At 45.1% G+C, this 25,412-nt stretch carries 22 protein-coding genes and 1 tRNA gene; 12 read left to right on the top strand and 11 right to left on the bottom strand.

Translation table 11 applies throughout. The features are described from left to right. Nucleotides 1-107 precede the first annotated feature (107 nt). The 3 genes from NKU06_RS09245 to NKU06_RS09235 all read left to right on the top strand — a co-directional run bounded on the left by NKU06_RS09245 (nt 108) and on the right by NKU06_RS09235 (nt 2,473). Nucleotides 108-680: a 5-formyltetrahydrofolate cyclo-ligase gene (locus NKU06_RS09245; protein WP_253223419.1), complete on the top strand. Its 573-nt coding sequence runs from the start codon at nt 108-110 to the stop codon at nt 678-680. A 618-nt stretch (nt 681-1,298) separates the two neighbouring features. Then, nucleotides 1,299-1,550 carry a transposase gene (locus NKU06_RS09240; RefSeq protein WP_254769551.1) on the top strand — a complete coding sequence of 84 codons (252 nt, stop codon included), beginning with the start codon at nt 1,299-1,301 and terminating at the stop codon, nt 1,548-1,550. Next, nucleotides 1,547-2,473, top strand: coding sequence for an IS3 family transposase (locus NKU06_RS09235; RefSeq protein ID WP_254769550.1), 927 nt, complete (start codon nt 1,547-1,549; stop codon nt 2,471-2,473). The genes NKU06_RS09240 and NKU06_RS09235 overlap by 4 nt, the downstream gene beginning before the upstream one ends. A 222-nt stretch (nt 2,474-2,695) precedes the next feature. Here NKU06_RS09235 and NKU06_RS09230 read toward each other — a convergent pair whose 3' ends face one another. After that, nucleotides 2,696-3,985, bottom strand: coding sequence for an adenylosuccinate synthase (locus NKU06_RS09230; protein WP_254730254.1), 1,290 nt, complete (start codon nt 3,983-3,985; stop codon nt 2,696-2,698). Nucleotides 3,986-4,045: 60 nt separating this feature from the next. Then, nucleotides 4,046-5,323, bottom strand: coding sequence for an ATP phosphoribosyltransferase regulatory subunit (locus NKU06_RS09225; RefSeq protein WP_254730251.1), 1,278 nt, complete (start codon nt 5,321-5,323; stop codon nt 4,046-4,048). Between the two features lie 424 nt (nt 5,324-5,747). Here NKU06_RS09225 and NKU06_RS09220 point away from each other — a divergent pair, with 424 nt between their 5' ends. The 3 genes from NKU06_RS09220 to NKU06_RS09210 all read left to right on the top strand — a co-directional run bounded on the left by NKU06_RS09220 (nt 5,748) and on the right by NKU06_RS09210 (nt 10,740). Continuing rightward, a complete protein-coding gene (locus NKU06_RS09220) occupies nt 5,748-7,115 on the top strand; it encodes a magnesium and cobalt transport protein CorA (protein WP_371928008.1) in 1,368 nt (455 codons plus the stop codon). A 228-nt stretch (nt 7,116-7,343) separates the two neighbouring features. Further along, the gene (locus tag NKU06_RS09215; RefSeq protein WP_254730248.1) at nt 7,344-9,182 is read left to right on the top strand and encodes a monovalent cation:proton antiporter-2 (CPA2) family protein; all 1,839 of its coding nucleotides are present in this window, start codon (nt 7,344-7,346) and stop codon (nt 9,180-9,182) included. Between the two features lie 104 nt (nt 9,183-9,286). Next, a protein-coding gene (locus NKU06_RS09210; RefSeq protein WP_254728775.1) for an IS3 family transposase occupies nt 9,287-10,740 on the top strand; the annotation gives its coding sequence in 2 pieces (ribosomal slippage) (nt 9,287-9,797 and nt 9,797-10,740; 1,455 coding nt in all). A gap of 73 nt (nt 10,741-10,813) precedes the next feature. Here the strand turns inward: NKU06_RS09210 and carB are convergent. The 4 genes from carB to NKU06_RS09190 form a co-directional block, all read right to left on the bottom strand. Further along, nucleotides 10,814-14,050 (bottom strand): carbamoyl-phosphate synthase large subunit, encoded by a 3,237-nt coding sequence (gene carB, locus NKU06_RS09205; RefSeq protein WP_254730245.1) that lies wholly within the window; start codon nt 14,048-14,050, stop codon nt 10,814-10,816. A gap of 34 nt (nt 14,051-14,084) precedes the next feature. Continuing rightward, nucleotides 14,085-15,026 carry a restriction endonuclease gene (locus NKU06_RS09200; protein WP_254730242.1) on the bottom strand — a complete coding sequence of 314 codons (942 nt, stop codon included), beginning with the start codon at nt 15,024-15,026 and terminating at the stop codon, nt 14,085-14,087. Nucleotides 15,027-15,032: 6 nt separating this feature from the next. Beyond that, nucleotides 15,033-16,232: a glutamine-hydrolyzing carbamoyl-phosphate synthase small subunit gene (gene carA, locus NKU06_RS09195; RefSeq protein WP_254730239.1), complete on the bottom strand. Its 1,200-nt coding sequence runs from the start codon at nt 16,230-16,232 to the stop codon at nt 15,033-15,035. Nucleotides 16,233-16,558: 326 nt separating this feature from the next. Next, complete coding sequence (locus NKU06_RS09190; protein WP_254730236.1) at nt 16,559-17,635, bottom strand: DUF475 domain-containing protein; 1,077 nt, start codon at nt 17,633-17,635, stop codon at nt 16,559-16,561. Between the two features lie 416 nt (nt 17,636-18,051). Between NKU06_RS09190 and NKU06_RS09185 the strand changes: the two genes are divergently transcribed. From NKU06_RS09185 to ybeY, 5 genes are all read left to right on the top strand, one after another. Further along, nucleotides 18,052-18,531: a hypothetical protein gene (locus tag NKU06_RS09185; protein WP_254730233.1), complete on the top strand. Its 480-nt coding sequence runs from the start codon at nt 18,052-18,054 to the stop codon at nt 18,529-18,531. A gap of 195 nt (nt 18,532-18,726) precedes the next feature. Next, a tRNA-Leu gene (locus NKU06_RS09180) sits at nt 18,727-18,811 on the top strand. Between the two features lie 128 nt (nt 18,812-18,939). Further along, entirely contained in the window at nt 18,940-19,338 is a 399-nt protein-coding gene (locus tag NKU06_RS09175; RefSeq protein WP_253223410.1) for a diacylglycerol kinase, read from the top strand. A 39-nt stretch (nt 19,339-19,377) separates the two neighbouring features. Next, nucleotides 19,378-20,457 (top strand): PhoH family protein, encoded by a 1,080-nt coding sequence (locus tag NKU06_RS09170; RefSeq protein WP_254730230.1) that lies wholly within the window; start codon nt 19,378-19,380, stop codon nt 20,455-20,457. 104 nt (nt 20,458-20,561) lie between these two features. After that, nucleotides 20,562-20,996 (top strand): rRNA maturation RNase YbeY, encoded by a 435-nt coding sequence (gene ybeY, locus NKU06_RS09165; RefSeq protein WP_371928048.1) that lies wholly within the window; start codon nt 20,562-20,564, stop codon nt 20,994-20,996. 61 nt (nt 20,997-21,057) lie between these two features. Here the strand turns inward: ybeY and pyrF are convergent, their stop codons facing one another. The 4 genes from pyrF to rpsA form a co-directional block, all read right to left on the bottom strand. Further along, entirely contained in the window at nt 21,058-21,747 is a 690-nt protein-coding gene (gene pyrF, locus NKU06_RS09160) for an orotidine-5'-phosphate decarboxylase (protein WP_253223407.1), read from the bottom strand. Between the two features lie 71 nt (nt 21,748-21,818). Next, on the bottom strand, nt 21,819-22,211 hold the full coding sequence (locus NKU06_RS09155) for a LapA family protein (protein ID WP_253223406.1): 393 nt from the start codon (nt 22,209-22,211) through the stop codon (nt 21,819-21,821). A 27-nt stretch (nt 22,212-22,238) separates the two neighbouring features. After that, the gene (locus tag NKU06_RS09150; RefSeq protein WP_253223405.1) at nt 22,239-22,547 is read right to left on the bottom strand and encodes an HU family DNA-binding protein; all 309 of its coding nucleotides are present in this window, start codon (nt 22,545-22,547) and stop codon (nt 22,239-22,241) included. A gap of 235 nt (nt 22,548-22,782) precedes the next feature. After that, entirely contained in the window at nt 22,783-24,462 is a 1,680-nt protein-coding gene (gene rpsA, locus NKU06_RS09145; protein ID WP_254732044.1) for a 30S ribosomal protein S1, read from the bottom strand. Here rpsA and NKU06_RS09140 point away from each other — a divergent pair. Further along, nucleotides 24,461-24,655, top strand: a complete 195-nt coding sequence (locus NKU06_RS09140; protein WP_254732199.1) for a hypothetical protein — start codon at nt 24,461-24,463, stop codon at nt 24,653-24,655. The two genes, rpsA and NKU06_RS09140, sit on opposite strands and share 2 nt — an antisense overlap. Nucleotides 24,656-24,673: 18 nt before the next feature. Here the strand turns inward: NKU06_RS09140 and cmk are convergent, their stop codons facing one another. Continuing rightward, complete coding sequence (gene cmk, locus NKU06_RS09135) at nt 24,674-25,384, bottom strand: (d)CMP kinase (RefSeq protein WP_253223404.1); 711 nt, start codon at nt 25,382-25,384, stop codon at nt 24,674-24,676. Nucleotides 25,385-25,412: the final 28 nt, after the last annotated feature.

Raw genomic sequence — 25,412 nt, 5'->3', positions numbered from 1 at the left:
ATAATTATCAACAAATGTGCTATTATCCCCAAAAAGCTTCAGTTTTTCAACAAATCCGCACGAAATTCTTGGCTTTTTATTCACTCATTCATCCATACCGACCAAATATGATGACAGCCAGCCCCATTTCTCGTAAAACCTTTACCAAACAGCGCCGCGCCCTATCCGCCAAGCAGCGGCAAACGACAGCATTTTTAGCAAGTCGGCACTTGCTCAAATTATTTCGCCAATTGCCACGCCATGCCAAAATCGGTATTTATTTGGATGATTTTGGTGAGCTGCCAACCGATGTAATTGCCAAGCTTGCCATGCGTTTGGGATTTGAGATTTATCTGCCGATCACCAAAGCCAATCAAGCCTTGCGATTTGCCAAAGCAGTCCTGCCTATCACAAAAACTGCCGTCATGCGCCATTACCTAGGTATGCTTGAACCTGTTACCCAAGATATTATCGCTGCGGCTCATCTGGACGCCATCATCTGCCCTTTGGTCGCGGTGGATATGCGTGGTGTACGCCTTGGCATGGGTGGTGGCTATTATGATCGCACTTTTGCCAAATGCACCAAAACCATCAAAGTCGCTTGGTGCTATGAGTTTCAAGTGGTGGATAATCTGCCAAAACAACCTTGGGATCAGGCGGTGGATATGGTGCTGACCGAGAAACGGATAATGCGGGTTTAGGGGTGTAAGATTAGGTGATTGTTAGATATATTTCACACACTAATAAAATACAAGCAATTGATTTAAAATAATATTTTTAGGATATTGACATTTCGGATGTCTCACTGGTGCATGGATGCGCCCTTACCTTTGCTACTATTGCAACTCAAGTAACCGTAGGGTGTGTTCCACGCACCAATTTATCACAAGCATTTGATTTTTAAAATAAAATTTAATAAAATCTTGGAAAAATTGATATATCGGTTGTCTTTACGGTGCGTACAACACACCCTTGTATCTTACCACCTAAGACTAGCTATCTTGGTGGTAGCATGGTAGATTATACCATCAACCTAAGTTACTTGTGAGTTTTTACGCACCCTAAGTACTTTGATGCTGTTTTGTAGATTAAACCCAAGTAACTTCCTTTTCATCGTAAATCTGAATGGTATCCAAGCACTTGATTGTCATACAATCAATGATGCTGAATGAACAAGGCGAGATGACAATGACTTATTACATCGGTGTTGATGTCAGTAAACATAAACTGGATGTGGCTTGGCTCAAAGACTGTACCGGTACAATATTCCCAGACACCCCATAAGAGGTTATACTACCCCAAACTAGGAGTAATCTCTCATGACAAAACAGCGTAAGCAGTACAGCAACGAATTTAAACTAGAAATGGTCAAACTCATTGAAGAGCAAAATCAGCGTGTTGTTGATGTTGCTAGGCAATATGATATCGGTAAATCTACTTTAGAAAACTGGCTTAAACGTTATCGTCTTGAACTTCAAGGCAAGCCATTAGCCACAGGTCATGCTCTAACACCAGAACAACGAGAGCTTGAACGACTTCGTAAAGAAAATGCCCAGCTAAGACTTGAGTGAGATATTTTAAAAAAGGCATCCGCTCTATTAGCTCAAGACAGCTTACTATCCCGCTAATAGAGCAATTGATGGGGCAATACAGCATCAGTAAAGCAAAGCTGTGTCAGCTATTTGGTATTTGCCGAAGTACTTATTATGTCAAGCAAAAACCAAAACTGCCAACACGTAAAGAGATTAATCTGCGCCTATGGGTAAAACAAGCGTTTGATTGCTCTAAAGGATCGGCAGGCTCTAGAAGTATTGCTGCTATGGTTAGTCGTGCTCATCAGATTAAACTAACACGCTATAAAGCGCGTCAATTAATGAGAGCACAAGGACTCATCAGTCGCCAAAGCATCAAGCATCGCTATCGCTTAGCTGATCAAGCACATACAGCGCATGACAACTTGCTAAAACGGCAGTTTGCACCAGCTGCACCCAATCAAGTATGGGTATCGGATGTGACGTATATTCACACCAAAGCAGGATTTTGTTATTTGGCTGTGGTGATGGATTTATATGCCAGACACATCATTGGCTTTGCCATGAGTGATCATCCAAACAGTGAGCTGACCACCAAAGCTTTAGCCATGGCTTATACCATACGCTTTAAGCCAACCGGTGTGTTATTTCATTCAGATCAAGGATCTCATTACACCAGTCGCGCCTTTGCTGATGCCGTTGCTAGATGTAAGATGACACACAGTATGAGTAGAAAAGGCAACTGCTGGGATAATGCACCAACAGAGCGTTTCTTTCGAAGTTTTAAATATGAGTGGATGCCAAAACATGGCTATGAGAATATCCAAGAAGCAAAAGTAGACGTGGCAAATTATATCCTTGGCTATTACAGTCAACTCAGACCCCACAGCTTTAATAACTACCTAAGCCCTGTTGAAAAAGAACGACAGTTTTTTAACAAAACCCTCTTAGGGGTTGTTTGAAAATAGTTGACCGGTACAGGTATCTACAGGTAATTACTATTTTTTATATCCAAAAGGTGCTTATATTGAGTTAGCTTGTCTGTTTGCATATTCTCTTTCCTTATTTTGATATCACCGTTCTTTATTTATTCAGACATAAGGCATACCCCACACAAGACCAAGACCGCCACCCCAAACAAAAACCGCCAATCATCACAATCGGCGGTTTTGTGCTTTTAGCGATTAGGCATCATACGGATCGCGCAGTACGATGGTCTCATCACGGTCAGGGCCTGTTGAGATGATGTCCACAGGGCAGCCGACTAGCGTCTCGATACGCTTGATGTAGGCTTGTGCATTAGCCGGCAAGTCTTCAAACTTGGTCACGCCGATGGTTGATTCGCTCCAACCTGGCATGGTTTCGTATTTTGGCGAAACTTTTTCGTAGTATTCTGCATCAAATGCACCTGCGCACTCGCCTGCTGGTACTTCATACTCAGTGCAGATACGGATTTTTTCCAAGCCGTCAAGTACATCAAGCTTGGTTAGGCAGATGCCTGACATTGAGTTTAGCACCACCGCACGGCGTAGGCTCACTGCATCGAACCAGCCACAGCGACGCGCACGACCTGTGGTCGCACCAAATTCATGGCCGACTTTGGCAAGGTGTGCACCCACATCATCAAATAGCTCGGTCGGGAATGGACCTGAGCCGACACGCGTGGTGTATGCCTTGGTGATGCCCAGTACATAATCTAGGTACAATGGGCCAAGACCTGTGCCAGTCGATACACCGCCTGCTGTGGTGTTTGAGCTGGTGACGAATGGATAAGTACCATGATCGATGTCAAGCAGCGTACCCTGCGCACCTTCGAACATCAAGTTTTCGCCCTTTTGACGGCGTGATTCTAGTGCTTCGGTCACATCGACCACCAAGTCTTTTAGCTCAGCTGCCCATTCTTGGCACAGCTTAAGCGTCGCTTCATAGTCAATGGCATCGACTTTGTAGTATTGGGTCAGTGCAAAGTTATGATACTCCAGCAGATTTTGTAGTTTTTCTGGTAGGTCATCACGGAACAGATCCGCTACTTTCAGCGCACGGCGTGCAACTTTATCTTCATAAGCAGGACCGATACCACGACCTGTCGTACCGATTTTACCACTGCCGCGCTTGATTTCACGCGCTTGATCCAGTGCCACATGATATGGCATGATCAGTGGACACGCAGGCGAGATGCGTAGACGCTCACGCACAGGCACGCCTTTTTCGATCAAGCCGTTCATTTCTTTAAGCAGCGCATCAGGGGCAAGCACCACGCCATTACCGATAAAGCAAGTCACACCTTCACGCAAGATGCCTGATGGGATGAGATGTAGTACGGTTTTTTCGCCGCCAACGACCAGCGTATGACCTGCATTATGACCACCTTGAAAGCGTGCTACCGCTGTCGCTTTTTCGGTTAATAGATCAACGATTTTGCCTTTGCCTTCGTCGCCCCATTGGCTACCAAGTACTACGACATTCTTACCCATGATAATTCCTTAAGTTTAGATAAACATGAAATTGAATGAATTAAATTTAATTAAAATAGATTAAAAATCATCACCAACCAACTGCACCGACCACTGCGCCTGCTCTGTATCGAAATGCAGCACGCCATCGATACTCTGCGGCTTATCATCAGCAGATAATGGCTTGATGACGATACAGCCTTCATTTTGTAGCGTTTTGATTTGCTCATTTAGGTCGGCTTTTTGTTCAGCGCTTGCCGCTTGCAAATCATTAAAATCCACCACAATCACGGTGTCTTCTTGCAGCTCGACAAATTCAAGCAAGCGGTTTAGATCCATACTAAAGCCTGTCGCCGCGCGATCTTGGCCATCAGCAGATACGCCCTTGAAGCGACCGCCGCGCACCAAAGCTTGAGTCTGTGCGGTTTGGCTGTGGTTCAAATAGACATTGAACACCACGCCTGTGTGATAGTGATAGCCTGACAATTCGGTAACATCAAGGCTAACACCCATGCCAAGCGTGCGAATGTGCGCGATCAATGCGACGATTTCATGGGTCGCAGCGACGATGGTGGTATCAGCATTCGCTTGGGCTGATAATTTACCCAATAAATTGGCAGCATTTGGCACGCCATCTTGTGCAAGGGTATGCTTGGCAAGCACGACAAAGTCATTTGCACCTGCCGGATTGGCAAGCTCATCGCCTAAAGCTTGACAAAATACCGCAAGCTCAGGCATGGCTTTTTTATGATAAATCGCCATCAGCTCATCGACTTTTGCCGCTGGCACGCCATGAATCTGGCACAGCTGACGGAAAATCGCCACATGACCGACATCGACATGCAAGCTTTCGCGCGCAAGCCCAATCTCATCCATCAATGCCGCGAACAAATCCAACAGCGAAATCTCTGCATCAATGGTATCAACGCTGAAAATCTCCGCGCCCATTTGTAGCGGCGTACGCAGACCAAACAGCCCAGTTGGCAAGGTTTTCACCACCTGACCGACATAGCAATAACGGCTGACGCCTTGGCCATATTTACTGTCAATGCGTAGAATCTGCGGCGTAATGTCTGCACGCAAGCCCATCAAGCGACCGTTTAGCTGATCGATGAATTTGAAAGTTTGACGCTTAAGATCTTCATCAGCATTACCAAGCAGGCTCTCAGTATATTCGATTAGGGGCGGTGAAACCAAGCGATAGCCGTGCGCCGTCAGGACGAACAGCAAGGCATCGCGCAGACTTTCTTGTTTTTGCGCATCCTTGAACAAGACATCCGCCACCCCATCAGGCAACAGCCAATTTTGGTGAATCTGCTTGGTGGCAAGTTGGTCGGTATCGGTGCAATTGTGTGGCACAACAAACCCCTGTTAGGCAAACAAAAGGCGGTTAAATGAACATTCACTTAACCTACAAAAAGAATAAATACAATGCGGTGAAAAAATTGGAAGCGCAGCCAAAGCGAATGGCGAATAAGAATTTTTTCCTATCTAGTGTACCACACAAACCAATCCTTGCAAGTGTAAATTGCAAAAAATTTCTGATTTTTTGTCCATTGTCATCATTAATGGATAATTTTAATAAAATTAAGTGATAAATTTAAACAATAAAACCATAAAACCTGGCTAAATTCTTGCTTAAATTCTTGAAAAATAGATGAAATTTTACCAATTTATTGCTATAATTACTCATTTTGGCAGTTGCAAGAAATTTCATTGGCTATATTTGATGGCATTTGGGTTTTTGGCGACATCTTTTTGGTAAACTTTGGGGGAATTTGTGATGACTTTAAAAAACGACACAGACTTAAGCACCACCCCACGCCGACAGCCAAACTCCCAGTCCGCACAAGATGCAGCCGATTTGCACCAAGATGTATCAGCAGATGCGCCGCAAACTTTGCCGCAAGATGACAAGCCCGATCAAGCCGATTTGTTCGATGATGAGCCGATCGATGACGATGCCAAGCGTGATGATGATTATCTGGATGAAGCAGAATCGCGCGAAGAAGCCGAACCAAAATCTGCCGAAACCTTCCATGACACGCACGACAGCTATATCTATGGCGACTCTGATGCCACGCTCGAAGACACCATCGAGACGATGACTGTCTATGACCCTGATGCTGATCGTTTTGAAGACATTGAGCAATCAGGGGATAACGAGACCATTGTCTGCTACTCATATTCTCGTAAAACAGGCGCACCGATTGAGCCTTTGGTAATCGAAGATGTCAGCCGCGCCTTGACCAATAACAACCAGTTCATCTGGCTTGGGCTATATGATCCAAGTCTTGAGACGGTCAAAGAAGTGCAAGACGCCTTTGATCTGCATGAACTTGCGCTAGAAGATGCATTTGCCGATCATCAGCGCCCAAAAGTCGAAAGCTATGGCAATGATACGATTTTCGTCGTCGTGCGTACCGCCAAGCTTGAAGACAACCAAATCCGCTATGGTACGACCGCGATTTTTATGGGTAAAAACTTTATCATCAGCGTGCGTCGTGGTGCATCGAACTCATACAGCCCTGTGCGTGAGCATTGCCATCGCCGCCCTGAGAAGCTGCGCCTTGGGCCGATTTTCGTGCTGCACGCGATTATGGACTTCATCGTCGACAACTACTTGCCAATCACCGACCGCTTGGGCAACTACTTACGCGAACAAGAGCGCAATATTTTCTCGTACGAATTTAGTAAATCAACACTCAAAAGCCTGTACGAATTAAAATCACAACTTGTCCATATGCGTGCGGTGATTTTGCCTGTGCAAGATGTGTGTAATTTCTTTATCAACCACAAAAAAAATGAGCTAGTTGCTGCCTTCCCTGCTGCCGCCAAGCCGTATTTTCGCGACGTCAACGACCACCTGCTTCGCTCGATCGATGCGGTCAATGGACTTAACGAAATGCTGTCTGTGGCGATGGATACCTATATGGCGATGGTAACCATGGGGCAGAACGATGTCGTACGTAAGCTGGCTGCTTGGGCAGGTATCGCTGCGGTGCCGACAGCGGTGGCAGGCATTTATGGCATGAACTTTGATTATATGCCTGAGCTGCATTGGCAATATGCCTATTTTGTCGTGGTTGGCGCAGTCGTGACGGTGTGTCTGTATCTGCACCATAAATTCCGCAAAGCGGGTTGGTTGTAATTTATAAGTTTTTATGATGATAAAATCATATTTTCTTATTTTTCGTGATGTTATTTGATAAATTTATCAATAATTCGCTATGATGACAGCATGGATGTTGCTATGCTGTCTTTTTATTAATTAAAAAATATTACTTAAAAACGATTTAAAACTTATTAAATACTGCACAATGCACAACTGAGTGTATCAGTGCAAATTGTTCCATTTTTAACAAAACAAGGTAAAACTATGGCTGAAGCAGGTATGGCAGCTGAGCTGATCAAAGTCGTGACCCTATTGGGTGCGGCGGTGATTGCAGTGCCGATTTTTCGTAAAATTGGCTTAGGTTCAGTGCTTGGCTATTTGGCAGGCGGGCTGTTGATTGGTCCGTTTGGACTGGGGATTTTCACCGATCCTAATACCATCATTCATGTGGCTGAGCTTGGCGTGGTGATGTTTTTGTTCATCATCGGGCTTGAGATGCAGCCTGCGCATTTATGGGGATTAAGACGGCAGATTTTCGGCTTAGGTTCATTGCAAGTACTTGGTGCGACTACCTTGATGACCGCGGTGATCATGCTGTTTGGTGCGTCGTGGCAAGTGGCATTCATCGGCGCGGCAGGCTTTGTGCTGACTTCGACCGCGATTGTGATGACAAGTCTTGGCGAGAATAACGAGCTGAGCACCCCAAAAGGTCAAAGCATGGTGTCGATTCTACTATTTGAAGATTTGCTCATCGTACCACTGCTTGCCATCGTTGCCTTTCTTGCGCCTGTGGTACAGACGAGCGATACCCCTGCTTGGCAGTCGATTTTGATCGCGATTGGTTCGCTGCTGGCGCTGTTTTTCGCTGGTCGCGTACTGATTAATCCATTGTTTAAAATCCTAGCCAAGACTGGCGTACGCGAGATCATGACTGCGGCTGCCTTGCTTGTGGTGCTTGGCTCTGCTCTATTGATGGAACTTGGCGGACTGTCGATGGCGATGGGTGCGTTCGTCGCTGGTGTGTTATTATCCGAATCCAGCTTTCGCCATCAGCTAGAAGCGGACATTGAGCCGTTTCGTGGTTTGCTCTTAGGTCTATTTTTCTTAGGCGTCGGTATGGCGCTAGATTTATCAGTTGTCGCGGATAACTGGCAGCTGATCAGCCTTGGCGTGCTGGCACTGATGGCGACCAAAGGCGTGTGGATTTATCTGGTGGCGCGCACGACCAAATCCGATCATGCTATAGCACTTGAGCGTGCGGTGATGATGGCACAAGGCGGTGAATTTGCGTTTGTGCTATTCTCGGCAGCTGCTGCCCAATCGGTGATCGATGCCACCACGCACGCCAACTTAACAGCAATTGTGGTGATGTCGATGGTGCTGACGCCGCTGTTTTTGGTCATTCATGGTAAGTTTGCCAAAACTGCCGATCGCACCACTGCTCGTGAAAATGATTTTATCGATGAAGAAAATCCCATCATTATCCTTGGGCATGGTCGCTATGGGCAGGTGGTCAATGGCGTGCTGACTGCGTGCGGCTATCACACGACCTTGATCGACTCAGATGCCGACCATGTCGATGGCTTGGCAAATCTTGGCATTAAGACTTATTTTGGTGATGCGACACGCTTTGATTTGCTTGAGATGGCAGGCATTGCCAAGGCAAAACTTGCGATGATCACCATAGATGATCCCCAAAAATCACTTAGCATTGTCAAGCACCTGCGCCATGATTTTCCAGATTTACCCATCGTGGCGCGTGCTTATGATCGCATTCATGCTTATCAGCTGCACCGCGCTGGTGCAAATGCGGTCATTCGTGAGACCTTTGACTCAGCGGTGCGCAGTGCCAAGACGGGGCTTGAGCTGCTTGGCATGGACAGCGACACTGCCGAGCGTATCGCGCATTTATACCATCATCGCGATCGTGATGGTGTGGCAAAAGCGGCAGAATCGTATGATCCTGACATCAGTCGCTACAAAAACACGCATATGATCAGCCTATTGACCGAGCATCGCGCTGACACCAAAGTGATGATCGATAAGCTGATGCGCGGTGAAGAGATCGAATGGCAGCCTAAGCGTGGGACTTATTTGCCTTAAATGCCTTAAGCTTCGTTGATTATTTTACAAATTTGATCAATAAAAAAATACCGACAAGCATTTGAACCGCACCCCAAAAGTTAGACAGCCTTTGGGGTGTTTTTATGACCAAATACACAATGGACTTTAAACTGTCCGTCATTCAACATTATTTAACAGGACATAGTTACAATCAGACAGCCAAATTTTTTGGCATAGAAAGCTCTATCATCCAAAACTGGGTGAGACTCTACCAAACTCATGGGATTGATGGCATTCGCCCAAGAACAAGCAAAGCCAGTTATTCACCAGCATTTAAACACACAGCAGTATTACAATTACTCTCTGGCAAATCTATGCCAACAGTTGCCACTGAATTAAACATCAGTAGCCCAAGTGTGCTCTTTCAATGGTTAAAAGCTTATCAAACTCATGGTATCATGGGACTTACTCCCAAACCTAAAGGCAGAAGACCTATGAGCAAATCAACCAATAAATCAGATAAAGTAGCCAAAGCAACGAAAACAAGCAAAGTAGCTAAAACAGCCAAGGTGGACAGGACAGATAAAACACTAACCAATGAACACGCCGAGTTACTCAGACGCATTCAATATCTAGAAGCTGAGAATGCTTATCTAAAAAAGCTCGATGCCTTAATTCGTCAAAAACACAACGCATCATCACCCAAGAAAAAGTGATGATTGTGCAAGAATTAAGGCAAACCTATCTGATTGATGATTTGCTTAACGTGTCACACTTACCAAGAAGTACTTTTTACTATCATCTAAAACAATTAAGCAGACCTGAGCAAGACACTGTTATCAAAGATAAAATCCAAAACATCTACCACGCTCACAAAGGCAGATATGGCTATCGGCGTATTACCCTAGCACTAAAGCAGTTAGGCTTTGTTATCAATCATAAAAAAGTGCAACGGCTAATGCACGAGCTTGGGCTTAAAGCAGTAATTCGTCGTAAGCGAAGCAAACACAGCACTTACCGTGGACGAGTAGGCAAAATCGCTACCAATGTCTTAAACCGTGATTTTAAAGCAGACAAGCCCAATCATAAATGGGCAACAGATGTCACTGAGTTTAAAATACAAAGCAAAACTTATGATGGCGGTATCAAAGAGCAAAAGCTGTATTTATCACCCATCATTGATTTGTATAATGGTGAGATCATTAGCTACAGTATCAAAGACAGACCGACTTATGAGTTAGTGCAAGACATGCTACACAAAGCCATAACAACGCTAACTGGTGATGACAAACCCATCTTGCATTCTGACCAAGGCTGGCATTATCAAATGAGCAATTACCAACAAACCTTAAAAGACAATGACATTATCCAAAGTATGTCAAGAAAAGGTAACTGCTTGGATAATGCAGTGATAGAGAGTTTCTTTGGGACATTAAAAGAAGAGATATTTTATGAGAAAACTAAATTCACTTCACCAGATGAGCTTAGAAAAGTGATTGATGAGTACATTCACTACTACAACCATGATAGAATAAAGAGCAAATTAAAAGGACTGAGTCCTGTACAATACAGAACTCAGTCCTTGATGAAACCTTAACCGTTAATCTTAGTGTCTAAGAATTGGGGGTCGGTTCAATTAAACCTGTCGGTATTTTTTATTTGTGCGGATATTATGCGTGCAAATCTTGCAGCTTATACACATCAAATGGCAGTTTGACTTGGTACGCCATGCACACCGCTTGAGCAGCACTCATCGTGGTCACATAGAACACCTTGTTTTGTAGGGCGCTGCGACGGATCAAGAACGAATCTTCTTGAGCTTGCTTGCCTTCGGTGGTGTTGATGACCAAGTGGATTTCACCATTTTTTAGCATATCAACAATGTGTGGACGACCTTCGTTGACCTTATTGATACGCTCACAAGCGATGCCTGCATCCGCCAATACCTGCTGAGTGCCACCTGTCGCCACAAGCTTAAAGCCATAACCGACAAGCTGCTTACCAAGCTCGGCCAGATGCTTCTTATCACTATCACGCACTGACAAGAAGGCTTTTTTGACTTCGCCTGCTACCGGCAAGCCTGGTAGGCGTTCGTTTGAGCCGATGACAGCTTTGTAGAAAGCTTCGCCAAAGGTCTTGCCCACACCCATCACTTCACCTGTTGATTTCATCTCTGGGCTTAGGATTGGATCCACACCTGGGAACTTGGCAAATGGAAATACCGCTTCTTTGACCGAATAATGTGTCGGGATGATTTCACTGGTAAAGCCCTGCTCTTCTAAGCTCTTGCCTGCCATACAACGGGCAGCGACTTTGGCAAGTGATGTGCCGATACATTTTGAGACAAATGGCACTGTACGGCTCGCGCGTGGGTTCACTTCTAGGATATACACAGTGTTATCTTTGACCGCATATTGCACATTCATCAGACCGACCACACCCAACTCTTTTGCCATGGCGATCGTCTGCTCACGGATCTGATCTTGGATGTCATTACTCAACGAATACGGTGGCAAGCTACACGCTGAGTCGCCTGAGTGCACGCCTGCTTGTTCGATGTGCTGCATGATACCACCTATGACGACGGTTTTGCCATCAGACACACAATCCACATCCACTTCGATGGCATCATCCAAGAAGCGATCTAGTAGTACTGGTGCTTCGTTCGATGCTTGTACCGCCTCACGCAGATAGCGTTTGAGCTCATCTTCGTTATACACGATTTCCATCGCACGGCCACCTAGGACATAGGATGGACGGACAACTAGTGGATAACCGACAGATTGTGCTTTGACGATACCATCTTCGCTACTGGTCGCCAGTGCGTTTGGTGGCTGATTTAGGTTCAGCTGATGTAACATACGCTGGAAGCGTTCACGGTCTTCGGCACGGTCGATGGCATCAGGGCTTGTGCCAATGATTGGCGCACCTGCTTCTTCGAGTGCACGAGCAAGTTTCAATGGCGTTTGACCACCATACTGCACGATGACGCCTTTTGGTTTTTCGGTGCGGATAATCTCAAGCACATCTTCTAGCGTTACAGGCTCAAAGTATAGGCGATCTGATGTGTCATAGTCTGTTGAGACAGTCTCTGGGTTACAGTTTACCATGATGGTCTCATAGCCATCTTCACGCATGGCAAGTGCTGCGTGCACACAGCAGTAGTCAAACTCGATGCCTTGACCAATACGGTTTGGGCCACCGCCGATGACCATAATTTTATCTTTGTCGCTTGGGCGTGCTTCGCATTCATCATCATAGCTTGAATACATATAAGCGGTCGAAGTCTCAAACTCTGCCGCGCAGGTATCGACACGCTTATACACAGGATACACACCAAGATCCCAACGCTGTTTACGCAGTTGTTTTTGGCTGATGCCCATTAAGTTGGCGATACGAAGATCGCTCATACCCTTGCGTTTAAAGGCGCGCAGATTGTCAGCAGTCAGACCACCAAAGCCCAGTGATTTGATTTCGCTTTCGGTTTTGACGATGTCTTCAATTTGTACCAAGAACCAAGGATCGATTTTGGTGTATTGATAGACTGCATCCAAATCAAAACCATGGCGAAACGCTTCAGCGATATAGAAGATACGATCAGGCGTTGGAATCGACAGCTTGTTTTTGATTTCACTATTGATGGCATCGGCTGACTTGCCTTCAAGCTCAATGATTTCATCAAAGCCAGTCGCACCCGTTTCTAGGCCACGCAAAGCTTTTTGCATTGATTCTTGGAAATTACGACCAATCGCCATCACCTCACCCACCGATTTCATCTGAGTGGTCAAGGTATTTTCGGCCTGTGGGAATTTTTCGAAGTTGAAGCGTGGAATCTTGGTCACGACATAGTCAATCGATGGCTCAAAGCTTGCTGGCGTTTTGCCACCTGTGATGTCATTTTTTAGCTCATCTAGGGTGTAGCCGACAGCCAATTTGGCGGCGATTTTGGCGATTGGGAAACCAGTTGCCTTAGATGCCAATGCTGATGAGCGACTCACACGCGGGTTCATCTCAATCACCACCATGCGACCATTGGCAGGGTTGATACCAAACTGCACATTTGAGCCACCAGTCTCAACACCGATTTCACGCAGTACTGCGATCGATGCATTACGCATCAGCTGATATTCTTTATCAGTTAAGGTTTGTGCTGGGGCAACGGTGATTGAGTCGCCAGTATGCACGCCCATTGGGTCGAAGTTTTCGATTGAGCAGACGATGATGCAGTTGTCGTTCTTGTCACGCACCACTTCCATCTCATACTCTTTCCAGCCGATCAAGCTTTCGTCAATCAACAACTGATGCGTAGGTGATAGATCAAAGCCACGCTCACAAATTTCAATAAATTCATCGCGGTTATAAGCAATACCACCACCCGAGCCACCCATGGTAAATGAAGGACGGATAATCACAGGGAAGCCAAAGCGTGCCTGAATCTCAAGTGCTTCTTCCATCGTCTCAGCGATGTCAGCGCGTGGGCATTCTAGGCCGATTTTTTTCATGGCTTTGTCAAACAGCTCACGGTCTTCGGCTTTTTCGATGGCATCTTTGGTCGCACCAATCAGTTCACAGCCATATTTGGCAAGCACGCCATGCTTATCCAAATCTAGTGCACAGTTCAGAGCAGTTTGACCGCCCATGGTTGGCAAAATAGCATCTGGACGCTCTTTGGCGATGATACCCTCAACAGTCTGCCAAGTGATCGGCTCAATGTAAGTCGCATCCGCCATCACAGGGTCAGTCATGATGGTTGCAGGGTTTGAGTTCACTAGGATAACTCGATAACCCTCTTCTTTTAGGGCTTTACAGGCTTGAGCGCCTGAGTAGTCAAACTCACACGCTTGACCGATGACAATCGGGCCTGCGCCGATGATTAGGATACTTTTAATATCATTGCGTTTTGGCATAATCTTACCCTTTTGGTTAAATCTTTAAATCTAGTTATTCAAAAAAATCTTCGTCAATTTCACAAATTTCAAGCAATTGTTTGGTCTGAATACCAACTTTGTAGCGAATCATCAGCGTCACCAAATCCTGACCATCAATCAGCACCACCTTACCCAATAGCTTTTCAGCGTACTCTTTAGCAGATTTGGTAAATGATGATGTGGTGATAAACACACCACGCTCAACGCCGCGACCTTGCAACGCACCAACAAACGACTGAATTTCTTTACTACCAATCGTGTTGCCATCATGATAGCGTTTGGCTTGGATATAGATATTTTGGATACCAAGCGGATCTTGCTTAATCACGCCATCAATACCGCCATCATGCGATTTACCGACATGTTCAAACAAATTTTCTTTACCGCCATAACCCATCGCAAGCAAAGTGCGAATCACCGCCTTTTCAAAAAATTCAGGTGTCTGAGTCCGCAGTCGCTCAAGCAAATCCACCGCCAACAAGTTTTCAAGCTCTTGCACCGCTGTGATGGCTTGTTGTTCATAATCAATCTCGACATCAAGGTCAGTATCGTTCAGATTCACTGCCAAATGATCGGTTTGACTCTGCTGTGTTTTACGGGCTTTGATTTCTGCTTGGTAATTATCCCAATCAGCCAAACCCACAAATTGCTTTTCGCTAATACCTTGCAAATCACGCCACTCTTTGGCTTTGTTGGTGCCAAGCGGTGTAATTTGATAAGTAGCTCTTGCCAATCTTTTAAAAATACCTGCTTTGGTAAAGCCAGAAATCGCCCAGCCCAAAGAATTTTCGACACGGCTTTGACCCGATGCCAACGGTGCTGCCAATTCTTCTTTAGTGATGTTGGCAAGTTTAGCAGTATCTGCATAAATCTGATGGCGGGTGCGTACTTGCCCATCCGCCATCAGTGCCAATACCCAACGGCGAGATACATCGTGGCTGGTAATCACTTGCATGACCAACTAGCCCTTAAACTCGCTCATCTGCTCAATAAATTGATCAAACAGCACTGCACAATCATGTGGGCCTGGGCTAGCTTCTGGATGTCCTTGGAAGCTAAATGCAGGACGATTGGTCAGCTCGATGCCTTGGTTTGAGCCATCAAACAATGAGCGATGTGTCACACGCACTTTGGCAGGCAGGCTTGATTCATCGACCGCAAAACCGTGGTTTTGGCTTGTGATCATCACAGTACCATCTAGGATATTTTGGACTGGATGGTTCGCTCCGTGATGACCAAACTTCATCTTCAAGGTCTTCGCCCCACTTGCCAATGCCAATAGCTGATGACCTAGGCAGATGCCAAACACTGGAATGGCGGTCTCATTAATAATATGACGAATCGCATCGATGGCATAAGTACATGGCTCAGGGTCGCCAGGGCCATTTGACAAGAAAATACCATCTGGATTATGCTTTAGCACTTCAGCCACAGGCGTGGTCGCAGGTACGACAGTGACATGACAGCCACGATCGACAAGCATACGCAAGATGTTGGTTTTGACACCAAAGTCATAAGCCACAATATTAAAGCGATGCTCGATATCTTCACCAAGCTTACGGAAGCGGCCACCAGTCTCGGTTGTCTTAGCATTGCGACCATCATTGGCAAGCTCCCATGAGCCTTCAGTCCAGATGTAGCCGTCTTGGTCGCAGCAGACCTTGGCAAGGTCTTGACCTTTCATCGATGGTGCTGATTTGGCAAGCTCAATCGCACGAGCTTCATCGATATTGCCATCGCTATCGGCTGTCATGATGCAGCCATTTTGAGCACCTGTGGTGCGTAGTAATGTGGTCAGCTTACGAGTGTCAATGTCAGCGATCGCCACGACATTATTGGCAATCAGATAATCTGACAGCGAGCCTGTGGCACGAAAGTTTGAGTGCAGTAGCGGCAAATCACGAATAATCAACCCTGTCGCCCACACCTTATGGATGCGACCTGATTCACGATCTTCATCGTTACAGCCCGTGTTGCCGATGTGCGGATAGGTCAAGGTGACCATTTGTCCTGCATAGCTTGGGTCGGTTAAGATCTCTTGGTAGCCTGTCATCGCTGTGTTAAATACCACTTCACCGACAGTTTCGCCTGTGGCACCGATGCTTACGCCACGGAAGATTGTTCCGTCCGCCAGTGCTAAGATTGCTTTTACTTTTGCCATCACCCGCTCCGATTAATGCTTATTACTACTAGATATCTGCTATAAGGCATTGATTTTTAAGAATTTTCCCAAAAAATAGCCCGCAAAAAAGCGAGCAAACTAAAGAAAAATAAATAACTTAAATTGCATATAAGGCAAGATTTAAGCTACTCTTTTTCATGTTCACTCGCTTTGATATAGATTTTGCACATTATACAAAAAACTTTACAAAAATACCAGTGATTTTTTGACAAATTTATCAAATTTCCATACTCATATCATTATCCACTTCACATAAAAAAATACCCACCATCAAGGCGGGTATTGTCAGCATTTAGACATTTTGACTAAGATGCTGGATTTCTGCGATTGTATTGTACAGAGTTAAAGATCGACAGTGCAATAAATGCCACACCAATCAGACCTGTCACAATCTCAGGAACGTGGAATTTGGTCGATAGCAGCATAATAATCGCCAATGCACCGATGGCGTAATGCGCACCATGCTCAAGATACACAAATTCGCTCAGCGTGCCTTTATCCACCAAATAAATGGTCATCGAACGCACAAACATCGCACCAATTGCTAGACCAATCATGATGATAATCACATCGTTGGTGATGGCAAATGCACCAATCACACCGTCAAAACTAAACGACGCATCCAGCACTTCTAGATATAGAAAACCTGCCACACCACCTTTTAGGATGGTTGGTGATACACCTGCGGTATTGGTGATGACATTGCCTTTGGCATCATAAACCACTTCGTCAGGATCACTCTCACCTTCAAGCAGTGCCGAGAGTACGCTGACACCCAGATACACCAAGATACCCCAGATACCTGCCACAAGTACTACGCCCTGCTTGGCTTCATCGACCCAAGTCATCGAAATCATCAGCACAACCAACGCCACAAACACGCTCATTGCATCGACTTTACTAAAGCGGACAAGGCGCGCTTCTAGCCAGCGGAACCAATGGATGTCTTTGTCGCCGAACATGAATTTTAGGAAAACCAGCAATAGGAACATACCACCAAATGCCGAAATCTCAGCATGATGCGCGTTCAAATGCTCTGCATATTTGGTTGGGTTGGTCAGTGCCAAATTCACCACTTCCATCATGCCAAGATTAGCAGTGACGGCAACGATGACGATTGGGAATACCAAACGCATACCAAATACCGCGATGATCATACCGATGGTCAAGAAGATTTTTTTCCAAAAATCGCTCCAGCCCTTAAGAATGGATGCGTTCACCACCGCATTATCGAATGATAATGACACTTCCATGATCGCCAAAATCGCAGTCACACCCAGTGCCAAAAACATCGCCGAAATACCGCCGTGGCTATAACCCCACCACGCTGCAATAATAAAGCAGACGACGGTAAAAATAATATCAAATAAAAAATGTCGCATAAGTGCCCATATATCAAGGATTTGCGCTCATTGATTGCGCTTGACAATCATAAGCTTTTTTACATTCATAATGTATGTTTTTGACACAACAAAAAGCCAAAACCATCACGGTCTTAGCGCATAAGTCAAACTTCAAGAAAATAAGTAATTTTTCTTAAAACATCATTTACAAACTAATCTGTATATTATATCCAGTGCTTTGCGACTTTGCAACGCTGAAATGCAGTATTTACAATTTCTCTATACAAAATTACACCCATCAATTTATGCATAATTAAGATGTGTTTATCAGAGATAATTTACCAATGAATAACAATTTTATCCACAATCCACATTGTCAAGCCAAACAAAAACCGCTAGACTAATACAAAACCCTGCCCAATTTGGGCTTTTTGGTCAATTTTTTTGGAAATTGTATGAAAAAATTCGCTTTTTGTATTTTGGTTGCTGCCCTTGGCGTAAGCAGCCAAGTACAAGCCGCTAACGAACCTACCAGCCAACTGGCAGCAAAAGGCGGTCGTTATACTTTTGGTATCTTCCAAGAGTCTGCCAATACCCTACGCCCACAGCCGACCAATGTAATCTCACGCTCAAATCCCACCCACCGTGCGTGTTGGAGCGTGATCGCTGGTACGCCTGTTTTTGGCAGCAAAGTCAATGTCAAAGAAGTCTTCACATCGCCAGCAGGCAGCAGCTTCACCGATGGCAAATCAATCGTCCAAAGCTCAATCGACGGCACTAAGCACACCGTGAGCAACATGGCGGACAGCATTGCGCAGTCATCGGTACAACGCTGCTGGAAGTTCGATAACAACGACCCTATCGGTACTTATACGCTGACTGTCGAAGTTGATGGCGTTCCAACCCCTGTGCAAACCTTTGAAGTTGCACCATAATTAGTTTGATAAATTATTGATTTTATTGAGATTTTTATGCTTACAAATTAAGTCAGGCTATAATGGTCTGACTTTTTTTGATTTTTTTACAAAAAACACTTGCCAAATAAAATTTTTGCGCTATAATAGCCGACATTGAAACGCACTACACTATCTTGATGATAGCTTGATAGACAATAGTTTCAAAGACAACTTGGGGTCGTGGCGGAATTGGTAGACGCACTGGATTTAGGTTCCAGCGCCGCGAGGTGTGAGAGTTCGAGTCTCTCCGACCCCACCATATTTAAGAAACTCACAGCTTTTGCTTGTGAGTTTTTTGTGCCTTTTTAAAAATAGTTTGGCAAAAACCCTTTAAGAAACACCCAAAGACCGATATAATAAGACATCTATTGTTGTTAAGCGTTTTATATGAACCAAAAACCTAGCTACGCCCAAGACATGAAGGGCAAAACAGGCATTCGCCGCATCATCAAAGCAGCAGGTTATTCGATTGATGGCTTTAAGGCGGCCTTTAAAAGCGAAGCTGCCTTTCGCCAAGTAAGCCTACTGAACATCTTATTAGTCATCGTTATTTTCGCCCTGCCCTTTACACTCGCCATCAAGATGATTTTGCTGTTAGTCAGTGCTTTATCCATCATTGTTGAGCTATTTAACACTGGGCTTGAAGCGGCGATTGATCGCATTTCGGATGAATTTCACCCATTATCAAAAGTCGCCAAAGATGTCGGCTCGGCCGCGCAGATGGTGATTTTGACCTTGCAATTTGTCCTATGGCTGATGGCATTGTATCAGCTATATTTCACTTAACATATTGTATTTTATAATTTATCAACAAAAGGAAAACCCTTGAGCATCACTCGCACCATTACCCTTGAGATTGACACCCATGAACTGCGTACCCTATTGGGTGAATATAATAAACACTTAAAATACATTCAAGAAAGACTAGAAATCCAAATCATCAACCGCCAAAATCAGTTCATCATCACAGGCGACTTGACCGCCGTAGAACGCGCTGAGATCATCCTTGCTAAGCTTGCCGAACTTGCCCAAGAGCAAGACGACATCGACGGTGAAGAGCTGCATTTGGTCATCCAATCCAGCTTATCGCGTAAAGCCGATGCACCAAGCCAAGCCAAAACCCCTTATGCCGACATCAGCCTGCGCACGCGCAAAGGCAAAATCACCCCACGCGGCTATAATCAGCAGGAATATGTTAAGAAAATCTTAATTTCTGATGTGTCTTTTGGCGTTGGTCCTGCAGGTACAGGTAAGACTTATCTTGCTGTGGCGTGCGCGGTTGATATGCTTGAGCGCGGTGAGATTGAGCGGATTTTGCTTGTGCGTCCTGCAGTTGAAGCGGGTGAAAAATTAGGCTTTTTACCAGGGGATTTGACCCAAAAAATCGATCCGTATCTGCGCCCACTGTACGATGCGCTGTATGAGATGCTTGGCTTTGAAAAAGTTGGCAAGCTGCTTGAGCGCCAAGTTATTGAAGTTGCGCCACTTGCTTATATGCGCGGTCGCACGCTGAATAATTCTTTTGTAATTCTCGATGAAGCACAGAACACCACGCCTGAGCAGATGAAGATGTTTTTGACGCGTTTGGGCTTTGGTTCACGCGCGGTGATCACAGGCGACATGACGCAGGTCGATTTGCCACGCGGTCATAAGTCAGGTCTTGCTCAGGCTCTGCAAATCCTATCAAAAATTGATGAAATTCATATCACTCGCTTTGATAGTAAAGATGTCGTGCGTCATCATTTGGTGCAAAAAATCGTCCAAGCCTATGATGCGTTCGATGATGAACAAGAAAAAATCCAAGCGCAGAAAAAAGCCGAACGCCTAGCTGTCAAGCTTGCCGAACAAAGCGATAAGATCGAATCAAACACTCAAACTTCCACCACTCAAGGTGAAGCATCATGAGTCATGAAGTTTTTGTCAGCTGCAATGATATACTTGATGGCGCGCTTATCGCCCAATATGATGGCTTTGATTTTGAAACGGTACTTGCCACCGCCCTATCTGTGATGGATGATAAATTGGCAAATGGTGCATCATTTCGCTATTTTGATAATGCGGTGGATTATTGGCATAAGCCTAAGACCTTAAGCATCTATATCACCGATGCCCAAGAAGGTCGTGCGCTCAATCTTGATGCACGCGGTAAAGATTATGCCACCAATGTGCTGTCTTATCCGAGCGAATTGCCAAGCTATTTATTGGATGAATTGCCTGAGATTGAATTGGGTGAGTTGATTTTTTGTCATGATGTCGTGGCAAAAGAAGCTGACGAACAAGGCAAACGCTTTAATGATCATTTAACGCACTTAACCGTACACGGCATTTTGCACCTGCTTGGTTTTGATCATGAAATCAGCGATGCTGATGCTGATGAGATGGAAAGTTTTGAAATTGAGATTTTGGCGAAATTGGGGATTGGTAATCCTTATTTGGATCAATAAACCCTACAAACAAAAAGCCTTGGCTGTATTGCACAACCAAGGTTTTTTTGCTATAAACCACTTAAATCTGCGACAAAATCAGTCTTAGCTTGTCATTAGGATTATCCGCAGTAGTAATCGAACGCCCAATCACCAGAAAATCTGAGCCATTATCAAGCGCATCTTTTGGCGTGCAGATGCGTTTTTGGTCATCTTTGGCATCCTCCGCTAGACGAATACCCGGTGTAACCAATTTAAAATCCGCGCCGAATTTGGCTTTTAATTTCGTCGCTTCTTGCGCTGAACAGACTACACCGTCCAAACCTGCGGTATGTGTCAAGCCTGCCAAATGCTCCACCTGCTCGGCAACGCTGCGATTAATACCCAGCTCTTGCAAATTGGCATCTGTCATCGATGTCAGCACCGTCACCGCAATCAAAAGCGTATTATAGCCACTTGCACTCAATCGCTCTTTACACAGTCGCATGGCATCAACGCCAACGCTGGCATGAATGTTAGTCATCCACACGCCCATATCCGCCGCCGACAGCACTGCTTGCGCCGTGGTATTAGGAATGTCGTGAAATTTCAGATCCAAAAACACATCAAAGCCACGCTGATGAAATGCTTTAACCACATCAACACCGCAAACAGTAAACAGCTCTTTACCCACCTTTAGTCGGCATAGTGATGGATCTAAGCTATCCGCCAGTGCCAAAGCGTCAGTTAAGTTGTGCTTATCCACCGCAACAATCACAGGCGATGTACTCATAATTCACTCCAGATTAAATTTTTGGCAATAAAAAAACCGTTTGAAATAACGGTTTTTATTTTAACACATCTTTATTGTTGTGTGTGCCCAACTTGTTGTTGTGGCGCATTGACAGTTGTTTCAGTCATTGCAGCCAAAGTGTCATTTTGACGCGCCATCTCAAGCTGTTTGGCTTGCTCAGCAAGTTTTAGATTGGCATCTGTCAATTGCGCTTGGACGGTATTGACTTCTTTTTTCAAGCGGCTGATTTCCCATTTATTTTGGAATACACGGAAAATAAGCAGCGCAAGCAAAATACCGATCAACACACCAAGAAAAATGGTCGCAACCAGTACCAAACCCAAGCTCATATCCGCCACTTGTGAAAACAGCAGATTAACCGTGATGGCTTGGTTATTTAACACCACCAACGCCAATGAATAAGCAAAGGCGATGACCAATAAGATAATCAGAATAATATGCATAAAAAAACTCAATGTCTTTCGGGTGGATCAGTCATTGACTGCATTGACGGCTTCGCGAAGTGCTTTACCGGGCTTGAAAAATGGTACTGCCTTGGCATCCACCTGAACCTGCTCACCCGTGCGTGGATTACGCGCCATGCGTGCTGTACGATGATGTAAACAAAAACTGCCAAAGCCGCGAATTTCGATACGACCATCATTGACCAATTCATCGACCATCATCGCCATGATCAGACGCACCGCTTCATCAACCGTATGCTCTTCTAAGCCTTCGCTGACCGCAGCCAAATTGGTAATTAAATCAGACTTGTTAATAACAGCTTGTGCTGATTGCATGAACACCATCCTTTTAGCACCAATAACTTTCAAACCTTTTTTGTCATCAGTCAAATCAAACTCATGTTCTGTAATAATAGCGTAATTTTCGCAAAAAGTGAACGAATATTTTGTTAAAATTCATTGAATTAAGCAGTGTTTTGTAAATTTTATCATTTGCGCACCGGTTCAAATGATGTAAACACAAAAAAAGCGATGGGTAAAACACCCATCGCTTTTTTAAAAGTGCTAGTGATTAGCCTTTTAGCGCATCACCGAAGATGTCGCCAAGTGTTTTTGGCTGTGCTTCAGTTGCTGCAGTGTTTGAAAGCTCTTTGATGGCTTGACGCTCATCTGCTTCATCTTTAGCCTTGATAGATAGGCTGATGCTGCGAGATTTACGATCTACACCAACGATTTTTGCTTCAACTTCATCACCAACATTCAATACTTTAGAAGCATCTTCAGTACGCTCGCGTGCGATGTCAGCAGCGCGTAGGTAGCCTTCTACCTCTTCAGCCAAAGTGATGACTGCACCTTTAGCGTCAACTTCTTTTACAGAACCTTTAACAATGGCACCGCGATCGTTCGCTAGTAGGTATTCGTTGAATGGATCTGAGTTCAGTTGCTTGATACCTAGGCTGATGCGGTTTGCTTCTGCATCTACAGATAGAACAACAGCTTCTACAGTGTCGCCTTTTGAGTAGTTGCGGATTACTTCTTCGCCAGCTTCAGTCCAAGAGATGTCTGATAGGTGAACCAGACCATCGATACCACCTTCTAGGCCGATGAATAGACCAAAGTCAGTGATTGACTTGATGGTACCGCTGATTTTTTGACCTTTTTCGTGGTTCTTGTCAAACTCTGCCCATGGGTTTGGCATGGTTTGCTTGATACCTAGGCTGATACGACGACGCTCGCCATCGATCTCAAGAACCATCACATTCACTTCGTCGCCCACTTGAACAACTTTTGATGGGTGGATGTTCTTGTTGGTGTGATCCATTTCAGAAACGTGTACCAAACCTTCGATGCCTTCAGCGATCTCAGCGAAGCAGCCATAATCAGTTAGATTAGTTACGCGTGCTTTGGTGATTGTGCCTACTGGATAAGTTTTTTCAACTTCGTTCCATGGATCAGTACCAAGTTGTTTTAGACCTAGGCTAACACGGTTACGCTCACGGTCAAACTTCAATACTTTAACTTTTAGGTCTTGACCAACTTCAACAGCTTCTGATGGATGCTTGATACGCTTCCAAGCCATGTCAGTGATGTGTAGAAGACCATCGATGCCACCTAGATCAACGAATGCACCGTAGTCAGTTAGGTTCTTAACGATACCTTCTACTTCCATACCTTCTTCTAGTTTGGCTAGTAGTTCATCACGCTCTGCTGAGTTTTCAGCTTCCATAACGGCACGGCGAGAAACCACGATGTTATTGCGTTGCTTGTCGATCTTGATAACTTTGAACTCAAGCTCTTTGCCTTCTAGGTGAGTTGTTTCGCGTACTGGGCGAACATCTACTAGAGAACCTGGTAGGAACGCACGAACAGAACCGATTTCAACAGTGAAACCACCTTTAACTTTAGAAGAAATAACACCTTTAACGATTTCGTCGTTTTCGTGTAGCTGCTCAAGTGCACGCCAGCTTTCTTCACGCTTCGCTTTTTCGCGTGATAGCACAGTTTGACCCATGCCATTGTCCACAGCTTCAACAACCACATCGATGCTGTCGCCTACTGCTACTTCAAGCTCACCAGCTTCGTTTAGGAACTCTTCACGAGCAACGATGCCTTCAGACTTAAGACCAGTGTCCACTGTAATCCAATCGCTGTCAATCGCAACCACAGTACCTGAAATCACTGAGCCACGCTCAATGTTAAGACCTTGTTCTGATTGGCTTGCTTCAAACAGTTCAGCAAATGATACCATTATGTTTACCTTAAAAAATATAGCCACAGCCTGCCAGCACAGTGTGGTTCAGTTAAGCATGATGCCAAGCATTGCTGGATTTTCACTTCGCTCACGCATTAAAAAATTTAAACCGCATTATTTTACATCATTTTTAACCAAAAATCACCCAATTTTTACAGTTTTCTTGAGCTTTTTTGGTGTGATGACGGATTAAAAAAATGCTCAGCGTGCCTTAATTTGTAAAGACAACACCTTTTTGTTCACAAAAAGCTCGCACCCTGGCATAGACTTGCGACGCATCAAGCTCAGAGCTATCCAGCACCAACGCATCATCAGCAGGCTTAGACGGGGCAACACTGCGGTTCTCATCGCGCTCATCACGCGCTTTGATGTCATTTAAAATCGCATCATAATCCGCCGCTTTGCCTGCTTGCTTTAGCTGTGCCACACGGCGATCGGCGCGCGCAGCAGCACTGGCGGTCAAAAATACCTTCACAGGCGCATCAGGAAATACCACCGTTCCCATGTCGCGACCATCGGCGATCACGCCATTTTGGGCTGCCATGTTGCGCTGCACATCAAGTAGCGCGGCACGCACTTTAGGAAAGACCGCAACTTTTGACGCATAGCTGCCCACCGTTTCATTGCGAATATCATCTTGTAGTGGTTTGCCATTGATGACAATTTCCACCGCCTTGGTATCGTGGTTGATCACAAAAGCAAGGTTTAAAGATTGGGTTAATTTTTCTAATTGCACTTCCAAATCTGCCACGCCATCGACAAGCAAGCCTGCTTGATGCGCAAGCAAGCCAACGATGCGATACAGCGCGCCACTATCCAGTAAATTATAGCCCAATTCATCCGCCAAGCGATACGCCAGCGTACCTTTGCCCGCGCCACTTGGGCCATCGATACAGATGACGGTGTGTGTTTGATTTGTCATAATAAATTCTCAAACCTGTTTAAAGTTC

It is taken from the genome of Moraxella sp. FZLJ2109 (genome assembly GCF_024296965.1).
Taxonomy (GTDB): Bacteria; Pseudomonadota; Gammaproteobacteria; order Pseudomonadales; family Moraxellaceae; genus Moraxella.
The sequence above is the reverse complement of the archived record's forward strand: the minus strand, read 5'-3'. Positions and strand labels throughout refer to the sequence as shown.